28 protein-coding genes and 1 tRNA gene are annotated in these 25,621 nt (G+C 62.7%); 12 read left to right on the top strand and 17 right to left on the bottom strand.

The annotated features are described in order from the left end of the window. Window positions 1-100 precede the first annotated feature (100 nt). Window positions 101-634 carry an inorganic diphosphatase gene (locus tag DVK00_RS10745; RefSeq protein WP_101351397.1) on the bottom strand — a complete coding sequence of 178 codons (534 nt, stop codon included), beginning with the start codon at window positions 632-634 and terminating at the stop codon, window positions 101-103. Window positions 635-931: 297 nt separating this feature from the next. On the opposite strand from DVK00_RS10745, the gene DVK00_RS10750 reads away from it, so the two are divergent. Then, window positions 932-1,291 carry a PadR family transcriptional regulator gene (locus tag DVK00_RS10750; RefSeq protein WP_004518536.1) on the top strand — a complete coding sequence of 120 codons (360 nt, stop codon included), beginning with the start codon at window positions 932-934 and terminating at the stop codon, window positions 1,289-1,291. Between the two features lie 84 nt (window positions 1,292-1,375). Here DVK00_RS10750 and DVK00_RS10755 read toward each other — a convergent pair whose 3' ends face one another. From DVK00_RS10755 to DVK00_RS10765, 3 genes are read right to left on the bottom strand one after another with little or no spacing between them, the layout of a single operon-like run. After that, entirely contained in the window at window positions 1,376-1,930 is a 555-nt protein-coding gene (locus DVK00_RS10755; protein ID WP_101349283.1) for a rnhA operon protein, read from the bottom strand. Next, window positions 1,923-2,519: a ribonuclease HI gene (rnhA, locus tag DVK00_RS10760; RefSeq protein ID WP_101349282.1), complete on the bottom strand. Its 597-nt coding sequence runs from the start codon at window positions 2,517-2,519 to the stop codon at window positions 1,923-1,925. The genes DVK00_RS10755 and rnhA overlap by 8 nt, the downstream gene beginning before the upstream one ends. A 47-nt stretch (window positions 2,520-2,566) precedes the next feature. Beyond that, a complete protein-coding gene (locus DVK00_RS10765; protein WP_101349281.1) occupies window positions 2,567-2,962 on the bottom strand; it encodes a hypothetical protein in 396 nt (131 codons plus the stop codon). A 100-nt stretch (window positions 2,963-3,062) separates the two neighbouring features. On the opposite strand from DVK00_RS10765, the gene nreA reads away from it, so the two are divergent. Further along, complete coding sequence (gene nreA, locus DVK00_RS10770) at window positions 3,063-4,349, top strand: DNA repair protein NreA (RefSeq protein WP_101349280.1); 1,287 nt, start codon at window positions 3,063-3,065, stop codon at window positions 4,347-4,349. Between the two features lie 11 nt (window positions 4,350-4,360). On the opposite strand, the gene DVK00_RS10775 is transcribed toward nreA, so the two are convergent. Beyond that, a complete protein-coding gene (locus DVK00_RS10775; RefSeq protein WP_121511190.1) occupies window positions 4,361-4,516 on the bottom strand; it encodes a zinc ribbon domain-containing protein in 156 nt (51 codons plus the stop codon). 210 nt (window positions 4,517-4,726) lie between these two features. Between DVK00_RS10775 and DVK00_RS10780 the strand changes: the two genes are divergently transcribed. Continuing rightward, a complete protein-coding gene (locus DVK00_RS10780) occupies window positions 4,727-5,140 on the top strand; it encodes a low molecular weight phosphatase family protein (protein ID WP_101349279.1) in 414 nt (137 codons plus the stop codon). A 128-nt stretch (window positions 5,141-5,268) separates the two neighbouring features. Here the strand turns inward: DVK00_RS10780 and DVK00_RS10785 are convergent, their stop codons facing one another. The 3 genes from DVK00_RS10785 to DVK00_RS21175 are packed head-to-tail and all read right to left on the bottom strand — an operon-like array spanning window position 5,269 to window position 6,862. After that, window positions 5,269-6,303, bottom strand: a complete 1,035-nt coding sequence (locus DVK00_RS10785) for a site-specific integrase (RefSeq protein ID WP_121577699.1) — start codon at window positions 6,301-6,303, stop codon at window positions 5,269-5,271. After that, window positions 6,300-6,434 carry a zinc ribbon domain-containing protein gene (locus tag DVK00_RS22265; RefSeq protein ID WP_255410815.1) on the bottom strand — a complete coding sequence of 45 codons (135 nt, stop codon included), beginning with the start codon at window positions 6,432-6,434 and terminating at the stop codon, window positions 6,300-6,302. Before DVK00_RS22265 ends, DVK00_RS10785 begins: the two co-directional genes overlap by 4 nt. Beyond that, window positions 6,431-6,862 (bottom strand): hypothetical protein, encoded by a 432-nt coding sequence (locus DVK00_RS21175; RefSeq protein WP_147435882.1) that lies wholly within the window; start codon window positions 6,860-6,862, stop codon window positions 6,431-6,433. Before DVK00_RS21175 ends, DVK00_RS22265 begins: the two co-directional genes overlap by 4 nt. 231 nt (window positions 6,863-7,093) lie before the next feature. On the opposite strand from DVK00_RS21175, the gene DVK00_RS10795 reads away from it, so the two are divergent. Both DVK00_RS10795 and DVK00_RS21180 read left to right on the top strand, forming a co-directional pair. Continuing rightward, window positions 7,094-7,426 (top strand): hypothetical protein, encoded by a 333-nt coding sequence (locus DVK00_RS10795; RefSeq protein WP_199722455.1) that lies wholly within the window; start codon window positions 7,094-7,096, stop codon window positions 7,424-7,426. 483 nt (window positions 7,427-7,909) lie between these two features. Continuing rightward, entirely contained in the window at window positions 7,910-8,323 is a 414-nt protein-coding gene (locus tag DVK00_RS21180; RefSeq protein ID WP_147435883.1) for a hypothetical protein, read from the top strand. 58 nt (window positions 8,324-8,381) lie between these two features. On the opposite strand, the gene DVK00_RS10800 is transcribed toward DVK00_RS21180, so the two are convergent. The 5 genes from DVK00_RS10800 to DVK00_RS10820 form a co-directional block, all read right to left on the bottom strand. Then, window positions 8,382-10,223: a hypothetical protein gene (locus tag DVK00_RS10800; RefSeq protein ID WP_121577701.1), complete on the bottom strand. Its 1,842-nt coding sequence runs from the start codon at window positions 10,221-10,223 to the stop codon at window positions 8,382-8,384. A gap of 422 nt (window positions 10,224-10,645) precedes the next feature. Next, window positions 10,646-10,918 carry a hypothetical protein gene (locus tag DVK00_RS10805; protein ID WP_147435884.1) on the bottom strand — a complete coding sequence of 91 codons (273 nt, stop codon included), beginning with the start codon at window positions 10,916-10,918 and terminating at the stop codon, window positions 10,646-10,648. 183 nt (window positions 10,919-11,101) lie between these two features. Continuing rightward, window positions 11,102-11,175, bottom strand: a tRNA-Ile gene (locus DVK00_RS10810). A gap of 81 nt (window positions 11,176-11,256) precedes the next feature. Continuing rightward, a complete protein-coding gene (locus tag DVK00_RS10815; RefSeq protein ID WP_101349278.1) occupies window positions 11,257-11,808 on the bottom strand; it encodes an FxsA family protein in 552 nt (183 codons plus the stop codon). Window positions 11,809-11,881: 73 nt separating this feature from the next. Further along, window positions 11,882-13,258, bottom strand: coding sequence for a cytochrome P450 (locus tag DVK00_RS10820; protein WP_121577703.1), 1,377 nt, complete (start codon window positions 13,256-13,258; stop codon window positions 11,882-11,884). Between the two features lie 79 nt (window positions 13,259-13,337). On the opposite strand from DVK00_RS10820, the gene DVK00_RS10825 reads away from it, so the two are divergent. Then, window positions 13,338-14,951 (top strand): DUF255 domain-containing protein, encoded by a 1,614-nt coding sequence (locus DVK00_RS10825; protein ID WP_121577704.1) that lies wholly within the window; start codon window positions 13,338-13,340, stop codon window positions 14,949-14,951. Between the two features lie 76 nt (window positions 14,952-15,027). After that, window positions 15,028-15,834, top strand: coding sequence for a TrmB family transcriptional regulator (locus DVK00_RS10830; protein ID WP_053966348.1), 807 nt, complete (start codon window positions 15,028-15,030; stop codon window positions 15,832-15,834). A gap of 209 nt (window positions 15,835-16,043) precedes the next feature. Here the strand turns inward: DVK00_RS10830 and mptA are convergent, their stop codons facing one another. From mptA to DVK00_RS10845, 3 genes are all read right to left on the bottom strand, one after another. Beyond that, window positions 16,044-16,970 carry a GTP cyclohydrolase MptA gene (mptA, locus tag DVK00_RS10835; protein ID WP_101349275.1) on the bottom strand — a complete coding sequence of 309 codons (927 nt, stop codon included), beginning with the start codon at window positions 16,968-16,970 and terminating at the stop codon, window positions 16,044-16,046. A gap of 87 nt (window positions 16,971-17,057) precedes the next feature. Next, window positions 17,058-17,657: a response regulator gene (locus DVK00_RS10840; protein WP_121536361.1), complete on the bottom strand. Its 600-nt coding sequence runs from the start codon at window positions 17,655-17,657 to the stop codon at window positions 17,058-17,060. A gap of 73 nt (window positions 17,658-17,730) precedes the next feature. After that, window positions 17,731-18,768, bottom strand: a complete 1,038-nt coding sequence (locus DVK00_RS10845) for an AsnC family transcriptional regulator (protein ID WP_101349273.1) — start codon at window positions 18,766-18,768, stop codon at window positions 17,731-17,733. A 109-nt stretch (window positions 18,769-18,877) separates the two neighbouring features. Here DVK00_RS10845 and DVK00_RS10850 point away from each other — a divergent pair, with 109 nt between their 5' ends. The 3 genes from DVK00_RS10850 to DVK00_RS10860 all read left to right on the top strand — a co-directional run bounded on the left by DVK00_RS10850 (window position 18,878) and on the right by DVK00_RS10860 (window position 21,665). Continuing rightward, the gene (locus tag DVK00_RS10850; RefSeq protein ID WP_121577705.1) at window positions 18,878-19,963 is read left to right on the top strand and encodes an anthranilate phosphoribosyltransferase; all 1,086 of its coding nucleotides are present in this window, start codon (window positions 18,878-18,880) and stop codon (window positions 19,961-19,963) included. Window positions 19,964-20,017: 54 nt separating this feature from the next. Beyond that, window positions 20,018-20,950 (top strand): alpha/beta fold hydrolase, encoded by a 933-nt coding sequence (locus DVK00_RS10855; protein ID WP_121577706.1) that lies wholly within the window; start codon window positions 20,018-20,020, stop codon window positions 20,948-20,950. A gap of 166 nt (window positions 20,951-21,116) precedes the next feature. Continuing rightward, window positions 21,117-21,665, top strand: coding sequence for a peptidylprolyl isomerase (locus tag DVK00_RS10860; RefSeq protein ID WP_101349270.1), 549 nt, complete (start codon window positions 21,117-21,119; stop codon window positions 21,663-21,665). A gap of 21 nt (window positions 21,666-21,686) precedes the next feature. On the opposite strand, the gene DVK00_RS10865 is transcribed toward DVK00_RS10860, so the two are convergent. After that, window positions 21,687-24,008 carry an amino acid permease gene (locus DVK00_RS10865; protein WP_101349269.1) on the bottom strand — a complete coding sequence of 774 codons (2,322 nt, stop codon included), beginning with the start codon at window positions 24,006-24,008 and terminating at the stop codon, window positions 21,687-21,689. A gap of 166 nt (window positions 24,009-24,174) precedes the next feature. Here DVK00_RS10865 and DVK00_RS10870 point away from each other — a divergent pair, with 166 nt between their 5' ends. Both DVK00_RS10870 and DVK00_RS10875 read left to right on the top strand, forming a co-directional pair. Further along, window positions 24,175-24,960 carry an MOSC domain-containing protein gene (locus tag DVK00_RS10870; protein WP_121577777.1) on the top strand — a complete coding sequence of 262 codons (786 nt, stop codon included), beginning with the start codon at window positions 24,175-24,177 and terminating at the stop codon, window positions 24,958-24,960. A gap of 57 nt (window positions 24,961-25,017) precedes the next feature. Continuing rightward, complete coding sequence (locus DVK00_RS10875; protein WP_101349268.1) at window positions 25,018-25,359, top strand: ferredoxin; 342 nt, start codon at window positions 25,018-25,020, stop codon at window positions 25,357-25,359. The last annotated feature ends 262 nt before the right edge of the window (window positions 25,360-25,621 follow it).

Here is a 25,621-nt window from a genome sequence, read left to right on the forward strand (position 1 = left end):
AAATTACCCATGCTCATACATAATCGGAGGCGCCTGTCGGTATTACCTCTGGAAATACACTGCCAGTGGAGCGAAACCGCGAAAGGTAGTCCCGGGAGCGTCAGTTGAACTCTTCGTCGTACAGTTCCTGCGCGTGGACGATAGCGTCCTTTGCGGCTTCTTTGTCCTCCCAGCCCAGCGTTTCAACTTCTTTGCCTTCTTCGAGGTTCTTGTAGGTCGCGAAGAATTCGTCGATCTCGTCGAGGGTCTGCTGTGGGATGTCGTCGAGGTCCTCAATGTGGTCGTAGCGCGGATCCTCGGTCGGGACTGCGATGACCTTGTCATCTTGCTCGCCGTCGTCGTCCATCTTCATCATGGCAACGGGGCGGGCCTCGATGACACAGCCGGGGAACGTCTGGTCCTCGACAAGCACGAGCACGTCGAACGGGTCCTCGTCGTCGTAGTACGACTGCGGGATGAAGCCGTAATCAGACGGGTAGTGAACGTTCGAGTGAAGAACGCGGTCGAGGACGACACCGGGGATGTCCTTCTCGTATTCGTACTTGTTACGCTCGCCTTTCAGGCACTCAACAACAGCGTAGATTTCTTCAGGTGGGTTCGGTCCAGTTTCGAGGTCTTCCCAGAGGTTCGTCATCATCGCCGACTGCGCGACGCCGTCAAAAAATCCTTTCGTAATAGCCATAGCTATTCGGTATTATGCGCTATATAACCCAATAATATCTAACTACAGATATATTCTTAGATTACACTTACCGCCTGTAAACGACAATCTGAAAGCAAATTAATCGGAAAAGCCATTCGGTCGAGAGCACATAATATAACGAAAACAACACTATTGTACCTGCTAGTTGTGTGGTGGTTAATGCCCCACAGCAGGCGTTGTGCGCCAGAGTTAACAAGTGTTAAATAGCTTGCTGACATTTACCCAACTATGTCAGAGGCACAAACAGTTACTGACAGTCCGGGCATCGCAAAAGAGCTTACCGCTTTTCAGCAGAATATCCTAGTAATACTCGCTGAAGAGCCGCGGTATGGTCTCGCTATCAAGCGCGAACTCGAAGAGTACTACGACGACGAAGTCAACCACGGTCGCCTGTACCCGAATCTCGACGACCTCGTCGAGATGGGTCTCGTCGAGAAAAGCGAACTCGACAAGCGAACGAACCAGTACTCCCTGACAGAGTCGGGCAAGGACGCAGTCCTTGACCAGCTCGGCTGGGTGTTCGGAAAGTTCATCTCCGATGACGGTCGAGCCGACGAACTCCGTGACCTGATCGCGGCACAGCAGTAGACTCGCACCTGGGCACCTGCGAACTACTGTTAATCAATTCTTAACGCAGAATAAATACTGATTACCGACAGGTGTACCGAGCAGTTACGCATCGGGAACACGGCCACCGGCTTCTTCGACAGTGAGACGGATCGACTGCTCGAGCACCGACTGTTGTTCCGCAGTTGGCCACGCATTTCGCCGGACGTACTCGTCCCGAAACTCCTGGATTTCGTCTGGCGTCGCCTCGGAGATCGGTTTCGCGTAGTGGTTACCCATGAAGTCGGCAAGCAACTCCGCGTTCGCGCCGTGTGTCTCACCGTGTGCGTCGGTCACAGCTTCGACGACAGCCCGGTTTGCAGCGTCGATCTCCGCCCACTCGTCCGGGTCACCGGGACCTGAGAGCTGTATTTCCACGCCGCGGTCGATGTCGTCGACCCGCTCTGGACGGATGACGCCGTCATCGACCCATTCGACGGGATGGCAGACGAGCACGTCACCCGTCTCATCGTTCCTGATGCGGGCAGTGTAGTCGTACCCGGCGAGGATTTCGTCGCGTTCGGTCCTGTAGGCGTCGGCCTCGGCATCGTCGACCGCCTCGCGAGCGAGTCTGGTCAGCCGTTCGGCCCGTTCGGTCACGTCTGTCGGCAGGTCAGTCATCGTCGAGTGCGTCGTTTGCTAGTTCGTCCGCACGGTCGTTTATTTCCCGCGGAACATGCTCGATCTGCCAGTCGTCGAAGTCGGTCAGCAGTTCGCGCACGCGGACACGGCTTTCGCGCAGGTCTGGGTCGTTCGTATCCCACTCACCGCGGACCTGTTTGACAATAAGCTCAGAATCGCCTCGGATATGGACGTCGTCGAATCCGTAATCGCGTGCGACTTCGACCGCGCGGATGAGCGCTTTGTACTCCGCCTGATTGTTCGTCGCCGTGCCAATCGTTTCGCCGCCTTCCGTGACAATCCCGCTGTCGTCGACCAGTACGTAGCCGACCGAGGCCGGTCCCGGGTTGCCCCGCGATGCGCCGTCAAAATACGCATGGACGCGCCCGCCGTCATTGCCGCGCAGCAGGGCCTCAAGTTGTGCGGTCCCCTCACCTTGAACAACGACTTTTCCGTCATAGGCGACCGCCGTCGCGCCGCCATATTCGACGCGCCAGCGCTCGTGATCAGTGTTTCCCTGTCGGATGTCGAGCCCCGCATCCGACAGTCGCTCGCGGGCCGTCGTCTCGTCACATTCGATAACCGGCATTGTCCGAGGGTGGCTGACCCGTCGATATAGACGTTGTGGTCGGTCTATCAGTTCCCGGCTTTGCTTCTGATGCGTTCGGCACCGGTCTGTCGGCCCTCTTCACCGCCCAAGAACCGACCCAGGACACCGACCAGCCCGCCGATGGTGACAACGGCTCCGGCGGCAAACATTATCGACAGGATGGGGTCGACAGGCTCGATGAAAATGGGTGAGAGAAACAGAACGATCCCGGACAGAATGGTTATCGCCGCTGCGGCTGGGCTTACCTGTTTCCCCGACGAAACGCGGTACGTGGAATGGGCGAGCGTGAGTGCCGCAAGTTCCCCAACAAGGAGGTTGACCAGCGCCTGCTGGTACGCGACCGGAATAAGCGCCGAGACGAATACGACAACCATGCTGACCAGCGTTGCGCCGAGGAGGAACCACTTCGTTGTATTTGCCATGATTTATATCACCTGTTGTTACTCAATCCAACCCTGTAAGAGTTGCTCTCCCACGGACCCCCGGAAAGGTTCTTATCGGGGAGGGCCGAAGGCGTGACAGATGCAACTCGACGAGTTCATCGAGGGGTTCGAAGAGGACGAAGCCGCACAGCGGCGGCGGCTCGCTGCGGAGAAGTCCTACGCCATCACGGACCACCTCGAAGACGTCGAGCGCCAGTTCGAGGCGGCGGTGCAGGGCGATTCGCTGTTCGGGTCGACGGCCCCGGAGATATTCGTCGGTCGCTCGGGATACCCCAACGTTTCCACGGGCCTGCTCTCCCCGGTCGACACCGACGCCGCCGCGGCCGGGTTCGCGACCAGCGGCGAGTGGTACCAGGAGGGGCTGGGCATCGAGGACGTGCTCCAGCGCCGGACCGGGATGGTCAACTCCACGCAGACGGCGTCGGTCGACTCGGTCAGCGCCGGTAGCGGACGTGGCGGCGGCGTCCACGACGTCTGGAACGGCTTCGTCGGCGTCCAACGAGAGGTCGCCATCGCGGACCATCCCGTCGACGTGGAGGTCGGACTCGACGGCACGCCGGAACTGGACGTGGAGTTCGACGACGTGGGTACGCCGACGGGGCCGCGGGCACACGCGACAGGGGCCGACCTGGCCGAGAACCCCCACGTCCCCCGGCCCGTCGAGAAGACGCTGTCGGACGACGACTGGCGCGCGGAGGGCGCGATGGCGTACCTGTACCGTCGGGGCTTCGACGTCTACGACATCAACACTATCCTCTCGGCGGGCGCGCTCGGCCAGGCCAGCGAACGGTCGCTGGTGCCGACGCGGTGGTCGATTACGGCGGTCGACGACACGGTCGGCCAGTACGTCCGCGGGACGCTGCGCAACGCCGACACCATCGACAAGCCGGAGCTGTGGTACAACGAGTACATGGGGAACCGCTACTGGGTCGTGCTCGCGCCCGGCCGCTGGGAGTTCGAACTCGTCGAAATGAAAGCGCCTCAGAGCGTCTGGAACCCACGTCCGGAGACTGGCTACTACATGTCGAGTGCCCACGAGGGCTACGAGGGTCGGACGGCCTACGTCGAGGAGACTGCGGGGGCGTACTACGCGGCGCGGCTCGGCGTCCTCGAACATCTGCAGGAGCGCGACAGACAGGCGAAGTGTCTGGTGCTGCGGGAGATAACCGACGACTACTGGGCACCCGTCGGCGTCTGGCAGGTGCGCGAAGGGGTCCGGAATGCCTTCGACGGTGAACCCGGGACCGCCCAGTCCTTCCGGGAGACGCTGACAGCTATCGCCGACCAACTCCCCGTCAGCCTCGGGGCGTTGCGGCGCAAGTCCGAACTCGTCGCCGGACTCCAGTCGCAACTGAGCGATTTCTAGCGGCCCGCCCGTCAGGTGTCGGTGTGTGCCGGGACTTCGACGAACGCTCGGGCGTCGACCGGTTCGGCACAGACCGGACACCCGACCGCCAGCAAGCGCTCCCGAACGCCGCCGTCGACCGTCGTACACGCACCGCAGTTGGGACACGCGAAGCGGTACTCCGGCATGTGGCAGGCAGGGACGGGGACGACCGAAGGGACTGCCCCTCAATCTGAAGGGTATATAGGTTCGCCGACCTGTCACCGGCCGGACGGCTCCCACTCATTGGCTCGCAGTCCTCCCGCCTGACCGGTCCAGAGCGGGCGGTGGCCGCCGACTATATAGCCCACAATAGCGGTCTTAGGAAGGGTTATTCCGCTCGCCCGGAACGCTCAGGTATGACTACGCCACTGCGATTCGGGTTCGTCTGCGTCCAGAACGCCGGCCGGAGTCAGATGTCCGCAGCGTTCGCCGAACGAGAGCGAGCCCGCCGCGGGCTCGAAGACGAGGTCGAAATCCTGACCGGGGGCACGGACCCCGCGGACGAAGTGCATCCGGAAGTCGTCGAGGCAATGGCCGAACTCGACATCGACCTATCTGACCGGGTCCCGCAAGCTGTTTCGAACGACGAACTCAACAGTTGCACCGTTGTTGCGACGATGGGGTGTTCGACGCTCGACCTCGATGCCGACGTGGCAGTCCGCGACTGGGCGCTGGACGACCCCCACGGTCAGTCCGTCGAGCGCGTGCGGGAAATCCGAGACGAGATAGCGGAGCGCGTCGCCGACCTGTTCGACGAGTACACCGACTAGCCCGGCCAGCCTGACGCCGTCACGACGCAGTCGACTCTCTCACGGTGTCAGGACGGTTCGAGAATAGTGGGCCAACGCGGTCTGAGCAATCGGACTTTGCGGTCTGGTTCTGTGTTCAGCAATCATGGTTAGATTTCCTCCGGCAGGTGGTCGCGACGGCGACGCATCCGCTGGCGCTTCGACGCTTTGTCGTAGTGCTTTTCGAGAATCTTCTCGCTCACGTCACCGCGGTCACTGACGACCTCGCGCGGCGTCCCCGCATCACGGTGGGCCGTGATCGAACCGGTCCGAACTGCGTGTGGTGACACCGACGAGGGGCAACCGCTCGCGCGGTCGTGCGTGTTGAACTCGCAGGTCTCCGGGTCGTAATCGTGCGGACAGGGTTCACCGATGACGCAGGGGCGGGTAAGCCGGTACACCCAGTTCTGAAACGTCGTCACCGATGGGCGGCCGAACTCAGTGGTCACTAACGGAGATCGCCCGTTGTCGTCGGTCACGTCGTGGCGGTTCGGGCTGTCGATGTAGTCCTCGATCACCGCCGCGACGTGCGCCGAAAGCGATACGTCACGCTCGCCACCGTCACCGTTCTTCAGCGGTGTGCCTGTATCCGGTCGATGCCGGAAACAGAGCGCGCGCTCGTCAGCGTCGAAGTCCTCCAGGTCGAGCGCACGGACGCCACCACGTCGGGCAGAGGTCCGCCACATCAGCAGCAGCGTGACGTGTTCCGCCGAAGCGTATCGGTACTCTCGCAGGTAGTCCAGAATCGCGTTTGCGCGCCCGGAGTCGAGTTGCGTGTCGTCCGAGCCGTCACCGTTCACGTTCGGGAGCCGTATCCGCTCCGGCAGGGATTCAGGCACGGCGTCAATGTCGACGAGGTGATCGAGGAACCGGCGGACGGTCGACACCTGTCCCTGCATGGTCACGTCGTTGCAGGTGTCGTCGTCGCCGTTGTCCTCTCGCTTGTAGACGCGGTACGCATGGACCGTTCGGAGGTCCACGTCGTTCATGTTCTGGATGCCCTCGTCTTGCAGCCAGTCGATGAACGACCGGAGGCGCGACTCGTGGCTTCGCATCGTCGTCTCGCGGAGGTCGTAACGCCGCGCGTCGAGGTAGTACGTCAGCGCCGCCTCGGGCGTGATCGGGTCGAGGTCGTCGTCGCTCATTGTTCACCTCGCTCGAAGGTGAACGCGAGCGACAGCGGCTCACCGTGGTTTCCGCACGCTGGACAGACGCGAACCGGCTCGAACGTCACATTCGAGCAGGCTTCGCAGACGTACAGTCGGTCGTCGCTCATAGCGCACCGTCCTCGACGAGAGCGCGGGCTGCCTGGTTCGCGGTGAGGTCCGTCGGACCACCATCGGACGGGTAGCCGTCGGGACTGCGTCCCATCGCTTCCAGAATCGCATTGACACTGGGAACATCGTCACCGGATACGCTTCGCTGTGCATCGAGAGCAGCTGCAACAGCCTGAGAAGCGAGACGGAACTCCGCACTGTCACCGGGCCGATGTAGTTCTGTGACACCCATCATCCGGTCGCAGTTCGGACAGGGCGTCTTTCGCTGCCGGGTAGCAGCGTCAGCACGGTTGTTACACTCCTTCGAGTGACCGCAATCCGGACAGTGGACGCGGTAGACCGTGTACGAACTACCAGCGGTCTTTTCACTCCGTACGTCGTTTCTTGCCGTGCGGGACTCCACTCCCGCGCTGGTTTCGGTTTCCATCGTTTCACCGGAGCCACCTCGGGGCCGTGTTCCAGCACGGCCCTCCGTTACTTCCCGACCAGAGTCATCAACGACCAACTGGGCGACTCCATCTTAGCCATCAACAGCCATCCTCTTAAAAGCTTTCACTAATTAGCAATCTCTGTTAAGCAACCCTTACTTAGCAACTTTGTTTTGGTTGGGACTAATGGGTGATTGGGTTTTAAACCGAGACATCTCATCAATGGAAACATGGAGAATGACGATGGGCATCCGGATTGGCTCACCGAGATGGACAAGGAAATCATCAACGTATTGGGTACTAATTTAACTCTTACTCCGTCAATCATCGCAGAAAATATCGACCGGTCACGTGAGGGAGTCGGAAACAGGCTAAACTCACTTCAAGCGGGTGGGCTGGTTAGAAAGGTTGACCGAGGCAAGTACGAGATCACTGAGGAAGGTCTCAAATACATGACCGAGTGGGCCGATGTTGACGATGAGTACAAACCTTGGCACGGGAAAACACGTGAAGAAATAAAAAAGGAAATCGAAGAAAGGAACAGTGATACAGAAAACGAGTGATAGAATCGCCACTACCTACTTGATTTCAGATATTTAGTACTTCTACGTTCTCCCATCGGGTACTCGGTCGTCGGTTTCGCATCGGGGACTCGCTCACCGAACACTTCACAAACACGACCCGAAGCGCTGGGTTCACTCTCCCATCGGGGACTCGGTCACCAATGGTGTGTCGGGGACTCACTTATTGGTCGTTCACACAGCAGGCGACACGTTCTCCTGTCGGGGTCTCAGTCGTCGACAGCGCACCGGGGACTCGCTCGTCGATCACTCCTAACTCGACGAACCAGTATTGCTCTCCCATCGGGGACTCGGTCGCCGTCAGCACATCGGGGACTCGTTTGACGGACGCTTTTCAGGCTCAAATTCCCAAATAAGCAGAGCTATGCGTGTGTATAGTAATATAAATCACCAATCTCACGTCGGAATATTAGAGTCCCCACTGAGTACGCAAACGTACATAACATTCTTTTATTACGATCTTCAATGCCACTCATGGTCTCAAACTCGTCCAATTCTGTTAATAAGCTATTTCAATACCCTCAAAGTGAGTTCGGCCAGCCAACTGATTCAGTATTTATGATCTGTGAAATTGGCGACGAAATCTATACTATGGTTAATGACAGCTCAACCTATTCTGAGACACTAATATCGGCATTAGATTATTTGGAGAGAGCACTGGAGGCTGTTAGTTTGCTACCAGCTGTGAACGAATTCCATCCTACCGAACTTTTTGGTAAGCTTATCATCAATATCAGGGAATTTGGTCTGGATTTGATGTTGACGTATCCCGGTTTCCTCCTGCTGACTCTTCTTGTTTATAAGCTTAAAGATCGGTTTTTCACATACAAAACTGGACGAACACCCCGTCCATCAAGCTCTGAGAGTTGGGATCTGTGAATTAACTGCAAATCTCCAGATTTTGTATTGGAATCTTTTATTAATCTACTGCTACCAGCTACAACCACACATCAAGTATCGGCAGGTTGTTCTCACGGTTTATTGCTGGTAGCCCATCGGTATCAGCAACACAGTCTTCAGCGGTTTCGAGACCACACGAACCATCGGCTAACTCGCTACTGGGGAGATCCCAGTACGCATACGCACCGATGTAGTCAACGACGCACCGAAACGAAGCAGCCTCGGGCAATGTCGAGCGCACCTGCGGCTGTTCCACATCGGAAATCGCCCGCTCTACGGCGGCGTCGAGATCGTCGAGGTCGTCCCACTGCCGACGCGCCAATTCGTTGCGTATCTCGCTCTCGCTCGCGGCTTGTACTGAGTCTAGGGAACACCAGCGCACGGCTTCGCGCACGTCCGGGTCTTGCAGGTGGTCGTTCGGGTCGATTCCTTTCGTAATCGACTCCGAGCAAGACCAGAACCGCCGGTTCGTCGCCCAGTACAGCGCGAGCTTCCACGTCGCCGCTTTGTCTGCGTACGTCTCTCGGTCGTCGTCGACCTGCTCGAAGGACTCCGTCGCATCAAGCAGCGAGCCGAACGTCGCGCTCAGGTACTTGCCGAGATACGCGCCAGCTGTCGACTCCATTTCATGGCCGTCGTCGCCGAACTCGATCAACTCGTGCGAACGGGTCCGTTCTCTGACCCATTGCTCACCGTGATCGTGGTCGCCGAAGCGATACCAGTCGACAAAGCCCTCGTCGCTCTGGAACTCTGGTTCCAGGTCGTCGAGGTCGTCGCGGTACGTCAGCGGGTACACGTCGACAATCTCACCTTGGCCGTAGTCGGCCCATTTCGCAGCTACCTCCGGCTTGTCGCACAGCCACGGCAGTCCGTCTTTCTCACGGGTCGGCACGTCGAAAAACAGCACATGCAGGTGCGGGTATCCTTTCTCAGTGAACTCCAGCGCCTTGATGTAGTCCGGTCGGTCACGCGGTCGCCCAGTCACATCGTCGTCGAGATCGGGTCGCCAGCCGGGAACGCTCGGGTCGCGGGTATCGGCTTTCGTCGACGGGTCCGAGTCGAAATACGACAACAACCGGTTGAAGTTCTCGTTTATTGAATCTATTCCGTCGAGCAGCGAGTCTTGACGCTTCGGGTCAGTCGTCAACGTCACCAGCACAGCGTTCTCAGCGTTCTCGTAGCCATATTCCAGCGCATCATTGAACCGTGCAAACTGCTTGGAGACGCGGCCCTGGTCGTTGAACCGGGTCTTGTATTCCTTCGTCATCCGCTGTGTAAACTCACCGCCGCGCCGGTCGACGAAGTGGACATCGAACAGCAGTTTGTAATCTTTGATGCGGTTCAGGTAGGATGTAAAACCGTCCTTCAGTAGCTCCCGCAGGTCATCATCGACAGAATCGACGCGAGAGAGGTAATTACGCAGGAACTCACGATCATACGTCAGGCCCTCTGTCTGGGTTGTTTGAGTAATGCCTTCTGTAATCAAGTCAAGAAGCCGCAGTGTCGGGGTCACGAAAAGAACGCCTGACGACCGGGATTTCCGCACGTACGGGTCGTCGGGGGCTATGAGGTCGTCGATGAAGCGGTATGCAAACTGGTAATCCGGGTCCGAACCGTCGACGCGCTCGCACGTCTCAGGCGACACTCCCTTCACTGCGTACGAAACGACGTGCGACAGCGGCGTACCCTCCGGATGCGCCGCAACGAACTTCGCAATGCGTACGCGGTCTTCGTCGCGTTCGGTCAGTGTTCCGTCGAGCAACTGGCCGTGGCCGAGGAGATCACGCTCTTCCAGAAGGTCCGCTAAGACGGGAGTGTTACATCTATCAGCGAGGTCGAGGCCGCCCAGGTGTCCCGGCGGCTCCACGCGGCTCGTCATGCGTGGGACCCCGCGCAGGCAGGAACAGCATTGGTCGGACAGATGAACGCGGTAACGATTCCCCTCACCCGCCGGGTTCGGGGGAAACGCTCGGGCTTCCGGGTCGACCCGCAAGGGGTCGCTGCCGGCTGGTCGAGCAGGTGCGGGCCGCGATTGGCGCTCGCGGCCCGGTCCGGGCTGCTCGCTTCGCTGCGCTGCCGGGCGTGCCAGCTCTCCCGGGCCCTCGCTTTCGGTGGGCTGTGGGGGCTGGCAGAGACGCGCGGCTGAGTGGTCGAGTCAACCCCCGCAAGGGGGGTTTCCTCTCCCGGAACGCGAACGTGTGGGGTCGAGCCGCCGACACACTGGGTTGGTCGGACGGTGGGTCGGCTACCTATGGCGGGTACTCCCCTGTCCTCTCCTCGGCACATCGTCGGACAGAGGAGTTACCGATCAAGCGCCGGATCGTCGACGCTGTGTCGGTCGAGTGTCGGAACTGCGTAGCAGTGGCGACACTCTCTCGCCCGGGCGTAGTCCGAGTCAATCTTGTTGATGCAGTTGTCTTGGCAGATGCAGCACCGGTACGCGGTGTACTCGGACCAGTCGATAGAACCGGAAACTTCGGGCTTGTGTTCCTGCGGCAGGTTCTCACGACCGGAGCCGCGTTTCGACGGACTCAAAACCGGTGGCGATGTCTCTCGGTACTCCGAGTCGGTCACCGGAACCACCTCGTGAGAACAGCCTGAGCCGTAGTAAACGCCAGACGGCGGCAGGGTCCGCAAGGTTCCCTTGCGAGTTGATAAATACTTCCTTCAACGGCACTTTTCAATTCCGCCGAAATCAGCGAACTACAGCGCTGTAGCTCCGGTTTCGGTAAAGCCAACAACGGGAAGAACTCGGTATGGGCCAACGCGGATTTGAACCGCGAACCTCCCGGTTATCAGCCGAGCGCTCAACCTGATTGAGCTATTGGCCCAACGCATTCAGTTGTACCCGAGGGGTATTGAAAAGGGTAACGTTTCGCGGCCGGTTGGGGATGTGAAACCGCGTCAGGGCTTCAGTTTTCGTCGCTGTCGTCGAAGTCGACGTCGGTGGCTTCGTCGGGGTCGAAGGAGCCGCCGCCGCTGGAGCCGGTGCCGGAGCCGCCGTCGGGACCAGTCGGGCCGGGGCCAGTGGGCCCGTTCTCGTCGTTGGGGAAGCCGCCGACATACACCTGGCCGCTGGCGAAGCCGCCGGTCTTGGCGTCGACGTAGGGCTGGACGACCCAGCGGCGCGTGGCGGCCCGGACGGGGTAGCGGGTGAACGGGACCGCGAGCAGCAGGCCGACGAAGTCCGTCACCAGGCCGGGCGTGAGGAAGAACGCGCCGGCGGCGATGAGGAGGCCGCCGTCGATGAGTTCGTCGGTCGGGAGTTCGCCGACCGCGAGCCGCTGCTGTATCTGCCGGAGCGTCGCACGGCCTTCGGCACGGACCAGCAGCATGCCGACCAGCGCCGTCAGGACGACGAGCGCGACCGTCACGAGCGGGCCGAGGAACGGTATCGCGACCGTCACCAGCAACACGATGTCGAACAGCGGGATGAGCAGCAACAGCCCGATGACCCGGAGCATACGACTGCTTGCAGGCCCGCCCCCAAACGCCTTTCGAGAGCGAGACCGGACTGTCGGCCGCCCGGTCAGGCGCTCACCGCTCTCGTAATCGGACTTCGACTGGCTCTGCGGGACTCAGCGTAATCTGCATCGCCAGTGAGAGCGGCGGTTCGGTGACTGCTTCGACGGCGTACCGCTGGGCGATGGTCGCCAGTGCGAGTTTGGCCTCCATCCGGGCGAAGCGCATGCCGATACAGTGGCGCGGGCCGCCGCCGAAGGGATAGTAGGCGTAGTCCGGGAGCGACGCTTCGAGGTCGTCGTCCCACCGTTCAGGGCGGAACGCGTCGGGCGCGTCGTACCAGCGGTCGTCGCGGTGGATGAGCCACTGCGGGAGGGTGAGCTGTGCGTCCGTCGAGAGTTCGTATCCGCCGAGGGTCACCGGCTCCGTCGGCTGACGGAACACGGTGAAAGCGGGCGGGTACAGCCGGAGCACCTCGTTCACCACGGCGTCGAGGTACGGCAGGTCGAACAGGTCCTCGGGCGTCGGCTGGCGGTCCCCGAGCGTCGCGTCCAGTTCCTCGTGCAGGCGTCGCTGGCAGTCGGGATTGTTCGCCAGCAGGAACCAGGCGTAGGTCAGCGTCAGCGCCGTCGTGTCGTGGCCGGCGACCAGAAAGGTCAGCAGCTGGTGGCCCAGTCGCTCGCGGTCCATCGTCGCCTCGTCCAGCGAGAGCAGCAGGGAGAGCACGTCGTCGCGGGCTTCGCGGGCGCGGTCGGCCTCGCGCTGGCGGGCGGCGATGACGTCGTCGAGCGTGGACTGGAACTCGGACAGCGAGCGATTGACGGCGCGGTTCGTCCGCGTCGGGACCCACAGCGGGAGGTACGCCGACAACGACCGCGGGTCCAGGCGCTCGCGCAGCGCGTCCAGCAGCGGTTCCAGCGCGTCCGCAGTGGTCTCGATGTCCACGTCGAGCAGGGTCTTGCCGAGAATGTTCAGCGTCAGCGACTGCATGTGCGGGCGCACGTCGAGACGCTGGCCGTCGCGCCATCCCGTCGCCGTCCGGTCGGCGAACGCGGTCATCGTGTCGCCGTAGGCGGCGATGCGCTCCCGGTAGAACGCCGGCTGGAGCGCCGTCCGCTGGCGCTGCCACTCCTCGCCCTCCAGCAGGAACAGCCCCTCGCCGATGAACTGACCGAGCGTGTCCTGGAGGAGTTGCCCCTTCTCGTAGGCGTCGGCGTCGGTCACCAGCACCTGCTCGACGAGGTCCGGGTGGCAGACGAAACAGCCCGTCGTCCCGGCGACGCTGTACCCCACCACGTCGGCCTCGTGGGCCCCGGCACGGTCGTAAAACCCGAGCGGGTCACGTAGCATCGCGGCGGTGTTGTCGATGAACGGGACGCGGCCGAGTCGGGGCGGCCGGTCACCCGGCGTGACCGGCTCCGGTGTTTCGGGAATCGCCTGCGGGGTATCCATCGCCGACGCTTGGGTCGCCCCGACAATCGGTCTTTCGCCGAGTGAGAGAGCCTTTGTACGCTCACCGCCCAGGGCAGGTATGGACGAGTACGCACGCGACACGAAGGTCGAGTGGCGCGAGTGGGGACCGGCCCCCTTCGAGGACGCCGCCGAGTCGGGGAAGCCGGTGCTGCTGGCGCTGACGGTCCCGTGGAGTGCTGAGTGTCGGGCCATGGACCGCGGGACGTTCGGCGAGCCCCGCATCGCGGCCAACATCAACGACGGGTTCATCCCGGTCCGTGTCGATGCCGACCGCAATCCCCGCGTCCGAGAGCGGTACACGATGGGCGGGTTCCCGTCGACGGTGTTCCTGACACCTGAAGGCGAGGTCATTACCGGCGCGACGTTCCTCGGACCGGACGGGTTCCGCGGTATTCTGGACTCTGTCCGGGAATCGTGGGACGCCCAAGGCGCGGCGGCGGGGTCGGTCCCACGGCAGCTACAGGACGAATCACCCCCTGCTGGCGAGCTCCGCCCGCGCATCGAGGAGCACATGGTCGAGCAACTGCTAGGCGCGTTCGACGACGAGTTCGGCGGCTGGGGAACCGACGTGAAGTTCCCGCTGCCACGGACCGTGGAGTTCGCCCTCGTCCGGGCGCGCGACCAGGCGACCCGGACGCTGGAGGCGATTCGGACCCACCTGCTGGATACCTACGACGGCGGCTTCTTTCGGTACGCCACGGAGCGCAACTGGGGGAACCCGCGACGGGAGAAACTACTGGACGAGAACGCTGCGCTGGTCCGGGCGTTCGCCCACGGCTACCGGTACACCGGGACCGAAGCGTACCGGGACGCCGCCCAGCGGACTGTCGACTACCTCACGACGACGCTGTGGGCCGACGACGCCTTCGCCGCGAGCCAGGCCGGCTCCGACGAGTACTACCGGCTCGAACCGAGCGAGCGGGAGGGAACGGTACCTCCGAACATCGACGACACGGTGTTCGCCGACCGCAACGGCCTCGCCATCGACGCCCTGCTGTGGGTGGCGGCCTACACCGACGACGAGCGCGCCCGGCAGTACGCGACTCGCGCACGGGACGCGGTCTGTGAGTCCCTCGTCCACGGCGGCGAGGTAACCCACTACGACGGCACGGACAGTGACACCGGCCTGTTGCTGGACCAGGCACAGCTCCTCCAGGGGCTGACGACGAGCTGGCAGGTCCTCGGTGAGCCGGGGCCAGCCGAAGCTGTCGCGGACTGGACGATCGAAAACCGCCAGCAGGACGGAGGTGCGTTCCGTGACGGGCCTGCAAGCGGGCCAGGGCTCTGTGACCGCTCGCTTCACCCACTCGACGCGACGGTGGAACTGGCCGACGCACTGGTCGACCTCGCGGCGCTCACCGGTGAGGACCGATACCGCAACGCAGCGCTTTCAGCGGTCGAGTCCTTCGCCGGCGCGGCCGAGCGCATGGGCGTCGAAGTCGCTGGTTACGCCGGTGTTGCGGCGCGTCTCCAGCAGCCCCAGACGCTCACGGTCGGGACCGAGGCAGGGACCGATCTCCACCGCGCGGCGCTTCGACTGGCTGATCACGAAATCACCGTCGTCCCGGAGCCGGACGGCGACGGCACGGCACGACTCCTCGACGGGGATGCTATCGTCGCCGAGGGGACGACCCCGGCCGAACTCGAAGCCGCACTCACTGGCGAGCACTGACACGAACAACGGCCGCAAACGTGGACAAACGGTAAACCCCCGACAAGTTTTTGCACACGTACCTTGATGTATGGGTATGTCCAGTCTCAGAGATCTCGGACTCTCCGAATATGAAGCCAGAGCATACCGATCACTGCTGGAAACAGGGCCGACAACGGCCAAGGAGCTATCGCGGGCCAGCGACGTTCCGATGGGCCGCATCTACGACGTGCTAAACAGCCTCGAAACGTACAATCTCGTCCGCAGCCAGACCGCCAGCCGACCCAAAAAATACGTCGCCGTCGAACCGGACACGGCTCTCGACCGCCTGCTCGAGGACAAGAAGCGGGAACTCCAGGAGAAAGTCGGCCAGTACGAGGAAATCGTCGACGACCTCTCGACACAGTTGGAGTCGGCAGAGCCCGTCGAGGAGCCGTTCTGGACAGCCGCCGTTGGCCCCGACAATTCGCTTGACCTATTGCTTGAGCGGCTGGCCGCCGCCGACGACGAGATTATCATGGTCGGCTCGGCACCCGCCCGGCAGGTCGACATCCTCTCCGGGACCGAGCGAATCGTGGATGAACTCGAAGCGGCGCTGGAACGGGGCGTCGAAGTGTCTCTGCTCGTTCGGCCGGATCTGTTCGAGAGCCTTCCTGAAGAAGCCAACCGCGAGTACTACGAGCGCCTCTTCCACTACGACAACTACAGTGCCCGCGCCAGCCCCAACATCAGGACCACGTTCGAGCTACTCGATGGGGTCGAGGTCTGTATCGAGGTCCCGCACCCGCTGGGCCGCGAGGAAACCTTCGGCGTCATCGACATGAAAGACTCCGATTTCACTGCCGATATCAGCCAGGCGTTCGAAGAACACTGGGCAGAAGCAAAGCCGGTCGGCCCGCCGTAACTGGGTCATCGGTGAGTGAGAAACAGAGTCACAGACAGCGACCGCGAGACTGCGCTCGCGGCTTCACCGCTCGCAATCGAGACGCGGCGCGTCTCGTGCACCTCGCTCGACGGTTCGAGGACTGCGCTTCGTTCAACAACTAAGGTAGTCTCGCGGGTCGCTACGCTCCCCGCTCGACGTTCCGAGGACTTCGCTTCGCTCAGTCCTCGCTACTCGCCGACTTCCTGCCGCAAATCGCCCAACTGCGCGACGCGCTCGGCGTGGGCGTTGTGCTGGTGGATGGACTCGTCGTTCGACTGTTTCATCGTCACGACGGCGTCGTCCGGCAGGTCCGGGAACGTCTCGACGACGCCCTCGGCGAGGGCGCGGACGCAGTCCTCGACGAACTTGGCGTCTTTGTGGGCCTCGTAGGTCATGTGGTCCTCGTCGGGCCGCTTCGCGAGGTTGTAGATGCGGGCGCTCATCGAATCCCGGGCGACTTCGATGAGTTCATTCAGGTCGACCTCAGGCGCGCCGTCGCTCTGGACGGTGAGCGTGGCGTGGCCGCGCTGTGAGTGGCCGGCCTGTGGGTTGGTTTCGAGGAACTCTTCGATGACATCGTCTTCGACGTTGAGCTGCTGGAGTGTTTCACGGGCGCGAGAGGCTGACATCCCCTGCGAACACGGGCAGACGGTCATCCCGGTGACGCGGGCACCGATTTCCTCGCTCGTCCCGTCTTCGGTCGCTGTCGCCGAGGCGATGATATCGGCCGTCGACTGGGTGGCCATCCCCGACTCCGGCGTCTTCTCGTGTGTGACGTACTCGGCTTCCATCCGAACCTCCGCTTTCGTCGTATAGTCGTGCTTCTCAAGCAGGAGTTCGGCGGCGTCGCCACAGACGTCCTCGACCCGGTAGGCCTCCTCGGAGACGGCGGTCTCCAGCGTCTCGTCGATGACCTCCATATTGCGGGACATGTCGGCACCCTTTCGCCAAGACGGCAGGTCGACGAACACTTCGAACTCCGCCATGAGTACGATGGGGTCGCGGTCACGACGCCCCAGTTTGACGAGCTTCTCGACGCCCGTCACACCGACGCGATTGAGACCGACCGTTACGTCCGGACTCGACGCCTGCACGTCCGGGAGTTGTTGACTCATTGCCCTCTCTATGGAAGAGAATCGGTTAGTGCTTTCGAAAGGGTGGGCGGGTCGCCGTGAGTCCCGAAGCGACCACTCCGAGCCGGATCAAAACTGTGTGCTGTCCGGCATTGACTCGTCCGTCTCAAAGTTTCGGAACAGCAACTCGAAGTCAGTGGCGTCGAACGAACCCGTGAGTTCGTCAAGTTCCGCACGGACTTCGGTAAGCTCGGCTCTCAGTGCAGTGAACTCCTCGCTCTCATCGAGGACCGCCTGTGGTTTTGAAGACTCCAGTGCAGCGTATTTCGCCGTGAGCGAGTAGCACTCACGCAGTCGTTCCTCGTAATCGGCGTACCGAAGCAACTGTTCGATTGTCCCGAAGAGGTCCTCTTTCGACACCGGTTTGATGACGTAATCATCGAAGGGCATCTCGATGATGTCGAAATCGGGGTCAACTGCGGTCACCATTGCCACGCGTGTGTCGTAGCGTTTCTCACGGATCGCCGACAGTACCTCGTCGCCGGAGCGGTCCGGCATCCGCCGGTCTAACAGGACAACGTCGACTGTGGAATCTAGCTTCGAAAGGGCTGCCTCACCGCTGTACACCGTTTCGACTGCGTACCGGTCACGTAACTGGTCCGCGTACACGTCAGCCACCGCTGGCTCGTCATCGACAACGAGGATCGTCGCTCGTCGCCTCTCTGTCATTAGCTAGCATATATACCACAGAATTGCAAAAGGATTCCGGCCATCTTGCCCGAGACGACCTGACTGAAAATGGTTACTGGCCGACAATATCGTCGTATCGTGCCCCAGTCTGTTTGAGCGTCTCCGTCGAGTACAGTCGGTCGTGGTCGTACGGCAGATGTTCGGTCGCGAGTTCGTCGATCTTCTGGTCGACAATGGCCGCTTCGCGCCCGTGAATCATGGTGAAGAGATTGTACTGCCAGTCCTGCTTCGGGCGGCGTGGCCGATGATAGCAGAGCGTGACGTAGGGGAGTTCGCCGACTGCCTGCCCGCGCTCGTCAAGAGCGTCGTCCGGCACGTCCCAGACGACCATACAGTTGTTGTCAAACCCGGTAACGATGTGATTCACGACACAGCCGATACGCTTGATACAGCCAGTCTGCTGGAGGCGCTTGATCGCCGAGAGTACGTCCGACACGTCGGCATCGAGAGCGTCTGCCACGTTGCGGTAGGGTGTTGCGACAAGCGGGAAGCCGGTCTGGATTTCGAGCAACAACTGTCGGTCCAGCTCCGAGAGGTCCGCGGCGGCATCTTCGCTTATGCGGGTCGCAGTGGCGTCGGTCGTCTCCAGACTCTCCCGGGCGAACCGGTCCCCGTTGACAACCGGGAACTCAAGATCGATGTAGTAGTCGGTCAACATCGGCAAGACGAGTACCGAACAACCGGTTCGCTCCTCAATCTCGGCTAGGATCTCGTCGCGCCGCTGTCGAGAGCCTGCAGTGACAACGAACCACATATTCCACTCGTGGTCGCGAGCGTAGTTGTGATTCACCTGTCGGTACCCATTGATTATCTCTGCGACCTCGTCGAACCGGTCTTCCGGGGCACTGACAGCCGCCAGCGTGGAAGAGCCGATGACTGGCGGATTGAGGACTGGGCCGAACCGACGGAAGATACCGTCGTCACGGAGTGTTCTGACCCGGTCGAGTGCTTCCCCCGCCGAGACTCCCAACGCTTCACCGACAGCCTCGAAGGGATGTTCCTGAATCGGGAAATCGCTCTGGAACTCGTCGATGAGCGCAGCGTCTACCTCGTCGATCTGCTCGCGCCACTCACCCGACTTGAGACTCATTGTACACGATTAGGAGCGTAGTCGTGTATCCCTTTCGGGAAGGCGGTCAGTTCCCACAAATTGAGAACGAAACGCAGGGGCTTTTGAACTCTGGCCCGAACACGTTTCCATGGCGCAAGCGACCCGGGAGTACGGCGAATGGCCGCTCAAACGACTCATGACGGAAGTCGTCGGCTCCGGTCACAAATCTGCCGACGATATGTCCCGCACGCAAGCCCGGGAGGCGTTCCAGCGCATCCTCGGCGGCGAACCCGACCACACGACGCTTGGTGCGTTCTGGCTCGCCAACCGCTGGAAACGCAACACCCCCGAGGAACTGGGTGCGTACGTCGACGTGATGTCCGAGGAGTCGGTCGAGACAGCCACGCCGGACGCTGACCCGGTCGACTGCGGGGCCAACTACGACGGCAAGGGCCGGTCGGCGATTCTCGGCGTCGCCGCGGGTGTTGTTGCCGCTGCCGCCGGCACACCCGTCGTCGTCCACTCCGGCGACCGCGTCCCGACGCAGAAACAGGACGCCTACAAGCACGTGCTGGACGAACTCGGCGTCCGAACCGAACTCGAACCGAGCGAGAGCGCCGACATGGTCGACGAGATCGGTTTTGGCTTCTACTACCAGCCGGCGTTCAACCCCGGCATCGACGCCCTGTTCGAGCGCCGCGACAACATGGGCGTCCGGACCTTCGTCAACACTGTCGAGACGCTGGCGAACCCGGCCGACGCCAGCGTCCACCTCGGCAGTTTCTACCACCTGGCCTTCGCGAAGAAGATGGTCCGCACGCTTGCTCAGTCCGAGACCAGCAGCGTCGAGCGGGCGCTGTTCTTCCAGGGAATGGAGGGCTACGACGACGTCCGCCCCGGCGAGACCATCGTCGCCGAATGGCCCGTCACCGGCGACGAATCCGACGACGAAGACATCGCGGACTTCGAGATCCGCACCGGCGAGTACGGGATGGACATCGAGAGCGAGGACCTGCAGGTCGATGACGTGGCCGAAGAGTCGGCGGCGATAACCGAAGCCGTACTGACCGGCGAACGCGAGGACGGCTTCGCCGACGCTGTCGCGCTCAACGCCGCGCTCCGGATCTACGCCCGCGAGGACGCCGACAGCATTCAGGACGGGCTTGAACGGGCCCGTGGCGCGATTGCCGACGGCAGTGCAGCGGAGACACTCGACGACCTCCGGGCCTTCTAATCCGACGACGAGCAGAGCGGAACCGATTTCTACCGAGCGGGCGAAGGCATTCTGATGGGACAACACGCTAGCGCTCGTGACAGCACTGCGTGGACGGTACCCGCATCGGAGACGCCCGGTGTCCACGAGCTGGCCGACGCCAACGGTATCAGGCTCCATACCGTGAGCGCTGGCCCGCAGGACGGCGACCTCGTCGTCCTGTTGCACGGGTTTCCGGAGTTCTGGTACGCCTGGAAACACCAGATACCGGCGCTCGCAGACGCCGGCTACCGTGTGGTCGCGCCGGACCTTCGGGGCTACAATCACTCTGATAAGCCCGACGGCGTCGCCGCGTACCACATAGACGAGCTGGTCGCCGACGTGGCCGGACTCGTCTCGGCGCTCGGCCGCGAGCAGGCCCACATCGTCGGTCACGACTGGGGCGGCGTCGTTGCCTGGCAGACCGCCATTGACCGACCGGACGTAGTCGACCAACTCGCGGTCCTGAATGCGCCCCACCCGTCAGCATACGAGCGCGAGATCCGCCGCTCGGTCGACCAGTTACTTCGGTCCTGGTACGTGCTGTTCTTTCAGCTCCCCGTCCTTCCCGAGGCTAGCCTCCGCTGGAACGATTTCGCCATGCTGGAGCGTATCCTGACTGACGGGCCAACCCGACCCGACGCCTTCACAGAGACCGACGTGCGGCGGTACAAGCGGGCACTCGGGCAACCGGGCGCACGCACGGCCGCAGTTAATTACTACCGGGCGCTCGCCCGGCGGAACGCAAAGCTGACGCTCACTGTGGGCGGCGTCGGCGACAACCCGGTGACAGCGCCAACGCTCCTTATTTGGGGCGTGCAAGACGACGCGCTCTCGCTGGCGCTGACGCAGGACCTCGGCGAGTGGGTCCCGAACTTTCGAGTCGAGCGGCTCCCGGCGGCAAGCCACTGGGTCCAGTTCGATGCCCCCGAGCAGGTATCGGACCTGCTGCTGTCACACCTGCCGTAGCCTGGTACGACGAACAGCCGACACTCACCGGCGCGTGGCGGCGTGTCGGACACCCGCTGGACGCCACGCGGTCAGTCGTCAGGACACGGCGGGGGTGGTCCGGTGCTGGCACAAGAACCCTCGGTCAGTGGGCAGGCTTTTCTGCCGGGCTTCCTTCCGACCGAGTATGAGCGACCTGACCGCGACCCTGCACACGACAGAGGGCGACATCGAAGTCGAACTGTACGACGAGCGCGTGCCGACCACCGTCGAGAACTTCGTCGGCCTAGCCGAAGGCGCCAACGACTACGACGGGACCGAAATCGCTCCGGGGACCGGCGCGTGGGAGGACCCTGAATCCGGCGAGAAGCGGATCGATCCGCTGTACACTGACATCGACATCCACCGCATCATCGAGGACTTCATGATCCAGATGGGGGACCCGACCGGCACCGGCCGCGGCGGCCCCGGTTACTCTTTCGACGACGAGTTCCACGACGACCTCACTCACGACGGCCCGGGCGTCCTCAGCATGGCCAACAGCGGCCCGAACACCAACGGCTCGCAGTTCTTCATCACCCTCGACGCCCAGCCCCACCTGGACGGCAAACACGCCGTCTTCGGGAAGGTCGTCGACGGGATGGACGTCGTCGAGTCCATTGGCAGCGTCGACACCGACCGCAACGACGCGCCGACCCAAGAAATGCTGCTCGAATCGGTCGACATCCACCGATAAGCGCGCCGGCTGCGAGACGACTTAGTTCCAGTCGGGGCTAGACCCCTGTTTCCGGCCCGACCGCGACAGCCGCTTTCTGAGGTACCGCGTGACCGGGAACAGCCGCTCGCTCAGCCGGCCCGAGACGCCGGTCTGGCTGGCGTAGACGAGGACCGGCACATCCCGGTCGGCGGCCAGTGCGATGACCTCGTCAGGAGTGCTGCCGAACAGGGCCTGCCTGAGCCAGCGGTCCCGCGACGCGCCGATGACCAGCACGCCGCCGTTTTCCGCCGCGGTCTCGACGAGGCCGTCGGCGACGGTGCCGGCACGGACGTTGTGGACCTGGGTCGTCTCGACGCCCTCAAGCGCGTCAAGCGTCGTCCCCGACGCCTCGTTTGCCCCCTCGTCGTCGGTGCTGACGTTAATGAGGTGGAGGTCGCTCCCCAGTTGCCCGAGCGCGTTCACCAGCGGGAGCACGGCCTGATGGTGGGGGCCGCCGCCTGCGCCGATGTTAATAACGTCGAGGGCGTCCGCAGACGCAGTCTTGTCGGCGAAGAACACGTCACAGGGTGCTTCGCGCTCGACGGTCTCGGTCACGTCCTGATGGCGTTCGGGATACCCCATGAGGATGAGGTCGGCGTCGTCGTCGCGCGCCGTCTGGAGGATATCGAAGGCCACGTCCCGGCAGGTGTGGCCCTCGATGAGGAGGTCGACGCCGTAGTCATCCCCCAGTTCTGACCGGATGCGCTCGGTCCGTGCTTTCGCGGTGTCCTGGACGGATTCCCAGGGCGTCTGGTCGGGGACCTGCGTCACGTTGAGGACGTGGATGACGGGGTCCTCGTCGGACACCTTCGCCAGCGCCGCGGCGAGTTCGACGTAGCGAGCGGCCCGGCCCGGACGTGCGATTGGGACGAGGACGCGGAAGCCGCCGGTCTCGGCGGCCGCTTCAGCCCCCGCTGCACCCGACGCCGGCGTCTCCGGGACCACCTCCCGAAGCAGGTCCTCGGTCTCCGGCGCGCCGCCCCAGGCGAGGTACACAACGACCATCGCGCCCGTCAGTACGAGCCCGGTCACGACGCCTTTCGGCGGGAGGTTGTAGATGAGCCCGAGGTTCGCCAGCACGCCGATGACCGGGACCACCGGGACGCCGGGGACGCGAAAGCCCCGCGTGATATCCGGGAACCGCCGCCGGGAGTAGATGAGCGCGACGTTGACGACGGCGAGCGGCAACAGGAGGTTCAGCGTTGCGAACCCGGTCAGGGCGTTCAGCCCGAGATGGAGGCCGAGCCCGCTGAACAGGCCGCCCTCAGCCGGGAACAGCGCGATGAAGAACACGATGAGCGCGACGATGGTCGCCGTCGCGGTCGCCACACTCCAGGACGGCGTCCCGTAGTCGGGGTGGATGCGCGAGAACCGCCGGGGGGCCTGCCCGCGGGTCCCCATCAGCGAGCCGATGCTGCTCGCGGCGAGTATCGACGCGTTCGAGGCCGACACCATCGAGAAGATGGCCCCGGCGACAATGAGGCTCTCGCCGATGCTCCCGAGGAACGAAGCGGCGACCCGCCCCATCGCCGTCTCGCCCTCCTGTGCGATGACCTCTGCTGGAATCGGGGAGTTCACCATCGCGACGATGACGAGCGCGTAGAGGACAGTGACTGTGAGGATGCTCGCGGCGATGGCCCGTGGGACGGTCCGCTTCGGCTCGATTATCTCGCCCGCGCTGGCCGCGATGGCCGAGAAGCCGAAGAACGTGATGAACGCCAGCGCAGAGATAGTCAGGATATCGACGGGGCCGCCGCCGAAGTTTCCAGCGAACTTACTGACGGCCACCGACGGCCCGCGGAAGGCGAACGCACCGCCGATGAACGCGAGCAGAACGGCGACCTTCGCGCCCGTGACGAGGAGCTGGAAGCTCCCGCTTTCCTCGGTCCCGCGGGCATTGAGAACGCCGAGCAGGACCGCAGTCGCCACGCCGGCGGTCCCGTGTGGCAGGAAGTGAAGCGCCTCGGGAAGGAGAAAGCGGACGACCCACTCGTCCATCGTCGCGAGGTAGAACGCCGTCGTGCCGGTGTAGCCGAGAAACAGCGACATCCCGATGCTGTAGGTCAGCAGGTCCCGGTCCTCGAAGGTCCGCGAACAGAAGAGGTAGCCGCCGCCGTTTTCTGAGTAGACCGACGCGAACTCGGAGTACGCGGCGGCGGTGACGCCCGCGATGACGGCGGCGATGACGAACGCGATGACGGCGCTCGATCCGATTGCTGCGACGGCGGTGCCGGACAGCGAGAAGATTCCGGCCGCGATCATCGTCCCCAGCCCGATTGCGAACGCGATTTTGAAATCCAGCGTTCGAGTGTGTTCGACCATTCGTCTGGCGACTGATTACCCCAGTCGATACGTAATAGTATCGTTCAGGCGCGTCCCCGGATATCCTCGTTTTCGCCCCGGTTTCGGACAGGCGGCCGCCGCGTCGGCTTCGCCTGCGGCCGAGAACGGGACACTGCTATAGGCCCGGCCGCCGAAGCTAATGGCAGTGGCACACGTCGAGCGACTCACCGTCTACCCCGTCAAGGCGCTGGACGGCATGGACTGCGAATCGGTATCGATCCGCCCGGGCGGCACACTGGCCCACGACCGCGAGTTCGCCATGTTCGACGACGCCGGAGACGTGGTCAACGGGAAGCGGACCAGCCGCGTCCACGACATCGACACCGGCTACGACCCCGAGTCGGGGACGCTGTCGGTCACGACCGACGACGACAGCGCGTCGTTCGACCTCCGGGACGAGCGCGGCCGCTCGCGGGCGGCCGACTGGCTCGGCGTGTTCTTCGGCGTGGACCTGACCGTCGAGCGCGACGAGACGCTGGGCTACGTCGACCGCCGCGAGATGGGGCCGTCGGTCATCAGCACCGCGACGCTGGAAACCGTAGCGTCGTGGTTCGACGACGTGACCGTCGACGGCCTGCGCCGGCGGCTCCGGGCGAACGTCGAAATCGGCGGGGTCCCGGCGTTCTGGGAGGACCGATTTGTCGGCGCGGACGCCCCCGCCTTCCGGGCCGGCGGCGTCCGGTTCGAGGGAGTGACCCCCTGCGGTCGCTGTGTCGTCCCCCAGCGGGACCCCGACATCGGCGAGGCAACGCCGGGGTTCCGGGAGCAGTTCGTCAAGCGCCGGCAGGCGACGTTCCCGGAGTGGGCCGACCAGGACGCCTTCGATCACTTCTATACCGTGATGCTCATCACCCACGTCCCCGAGGCCGACCGCGGCGCGGAACTGGCCGTCGGGGACCCCGTCGAAGTCGTGCCGGCGGCCGAAACGTAGTGAACCCCCGACGGCGAGACCGACAATCGAAAGACGGTCGGCCACGAACACGGAGTAATGGCAGACGCGGACGAACACGTCGACCCGAGCGAAATCGGCGAACAGGACGGCCCCCCGGTCGAGGAGAAGCCCTACAAGATAATCTTCGAGGCCAACAAATGCTTCGGGGCGGGCAAGTGCGCCGAGAAGTCGCGCAACTGGACGCTCGACCTGGATACTGGTATCGCCAAGCCCGAGACTTACTTCATCGACGAATCGGATCTCGATCATAACATCGCGGCCGCCGAGGCCTGCCCGGCGAAGAAAGACCGCGGCATCATCCACGTCGTCGACCGGCGGACCAACGAGGAGATCGCCCCGGACCCGAACGGCGACGGGACGCTCTCCGTCGACTGGTAGCGCAGTGCCTACTAGCGGCAGTTTTACCACCTCCTATCAGTCCGCGTAGACACCGATATGCGCTGTCAATGTCACCGAGAATTCAGTGCGAGAAGGCAAGGCTCCAGAATACAGAAAACAGCCGTCGCAGTATATATCATGTAAGATTACTATAGATAATAAACTGAATTTCTTCATGCGAGCAGTTTAATATTTCAAGCTACTGTATGACATAACTTCTATTTGTGGGGGGCAATTTGGGTATCAATATGCCACGTTCAAG

Origin of the sequence: Haloarcula sp. Atlit-47R (assembly GCF_003665985.1) — an archaeon.
Taxonomy (GTDB): Archaea; Halobacteriota; Halobacteria; order Halobacteriales; family Haloarculaceae; genus Haloarcula; species Haloarcula taiwanensis.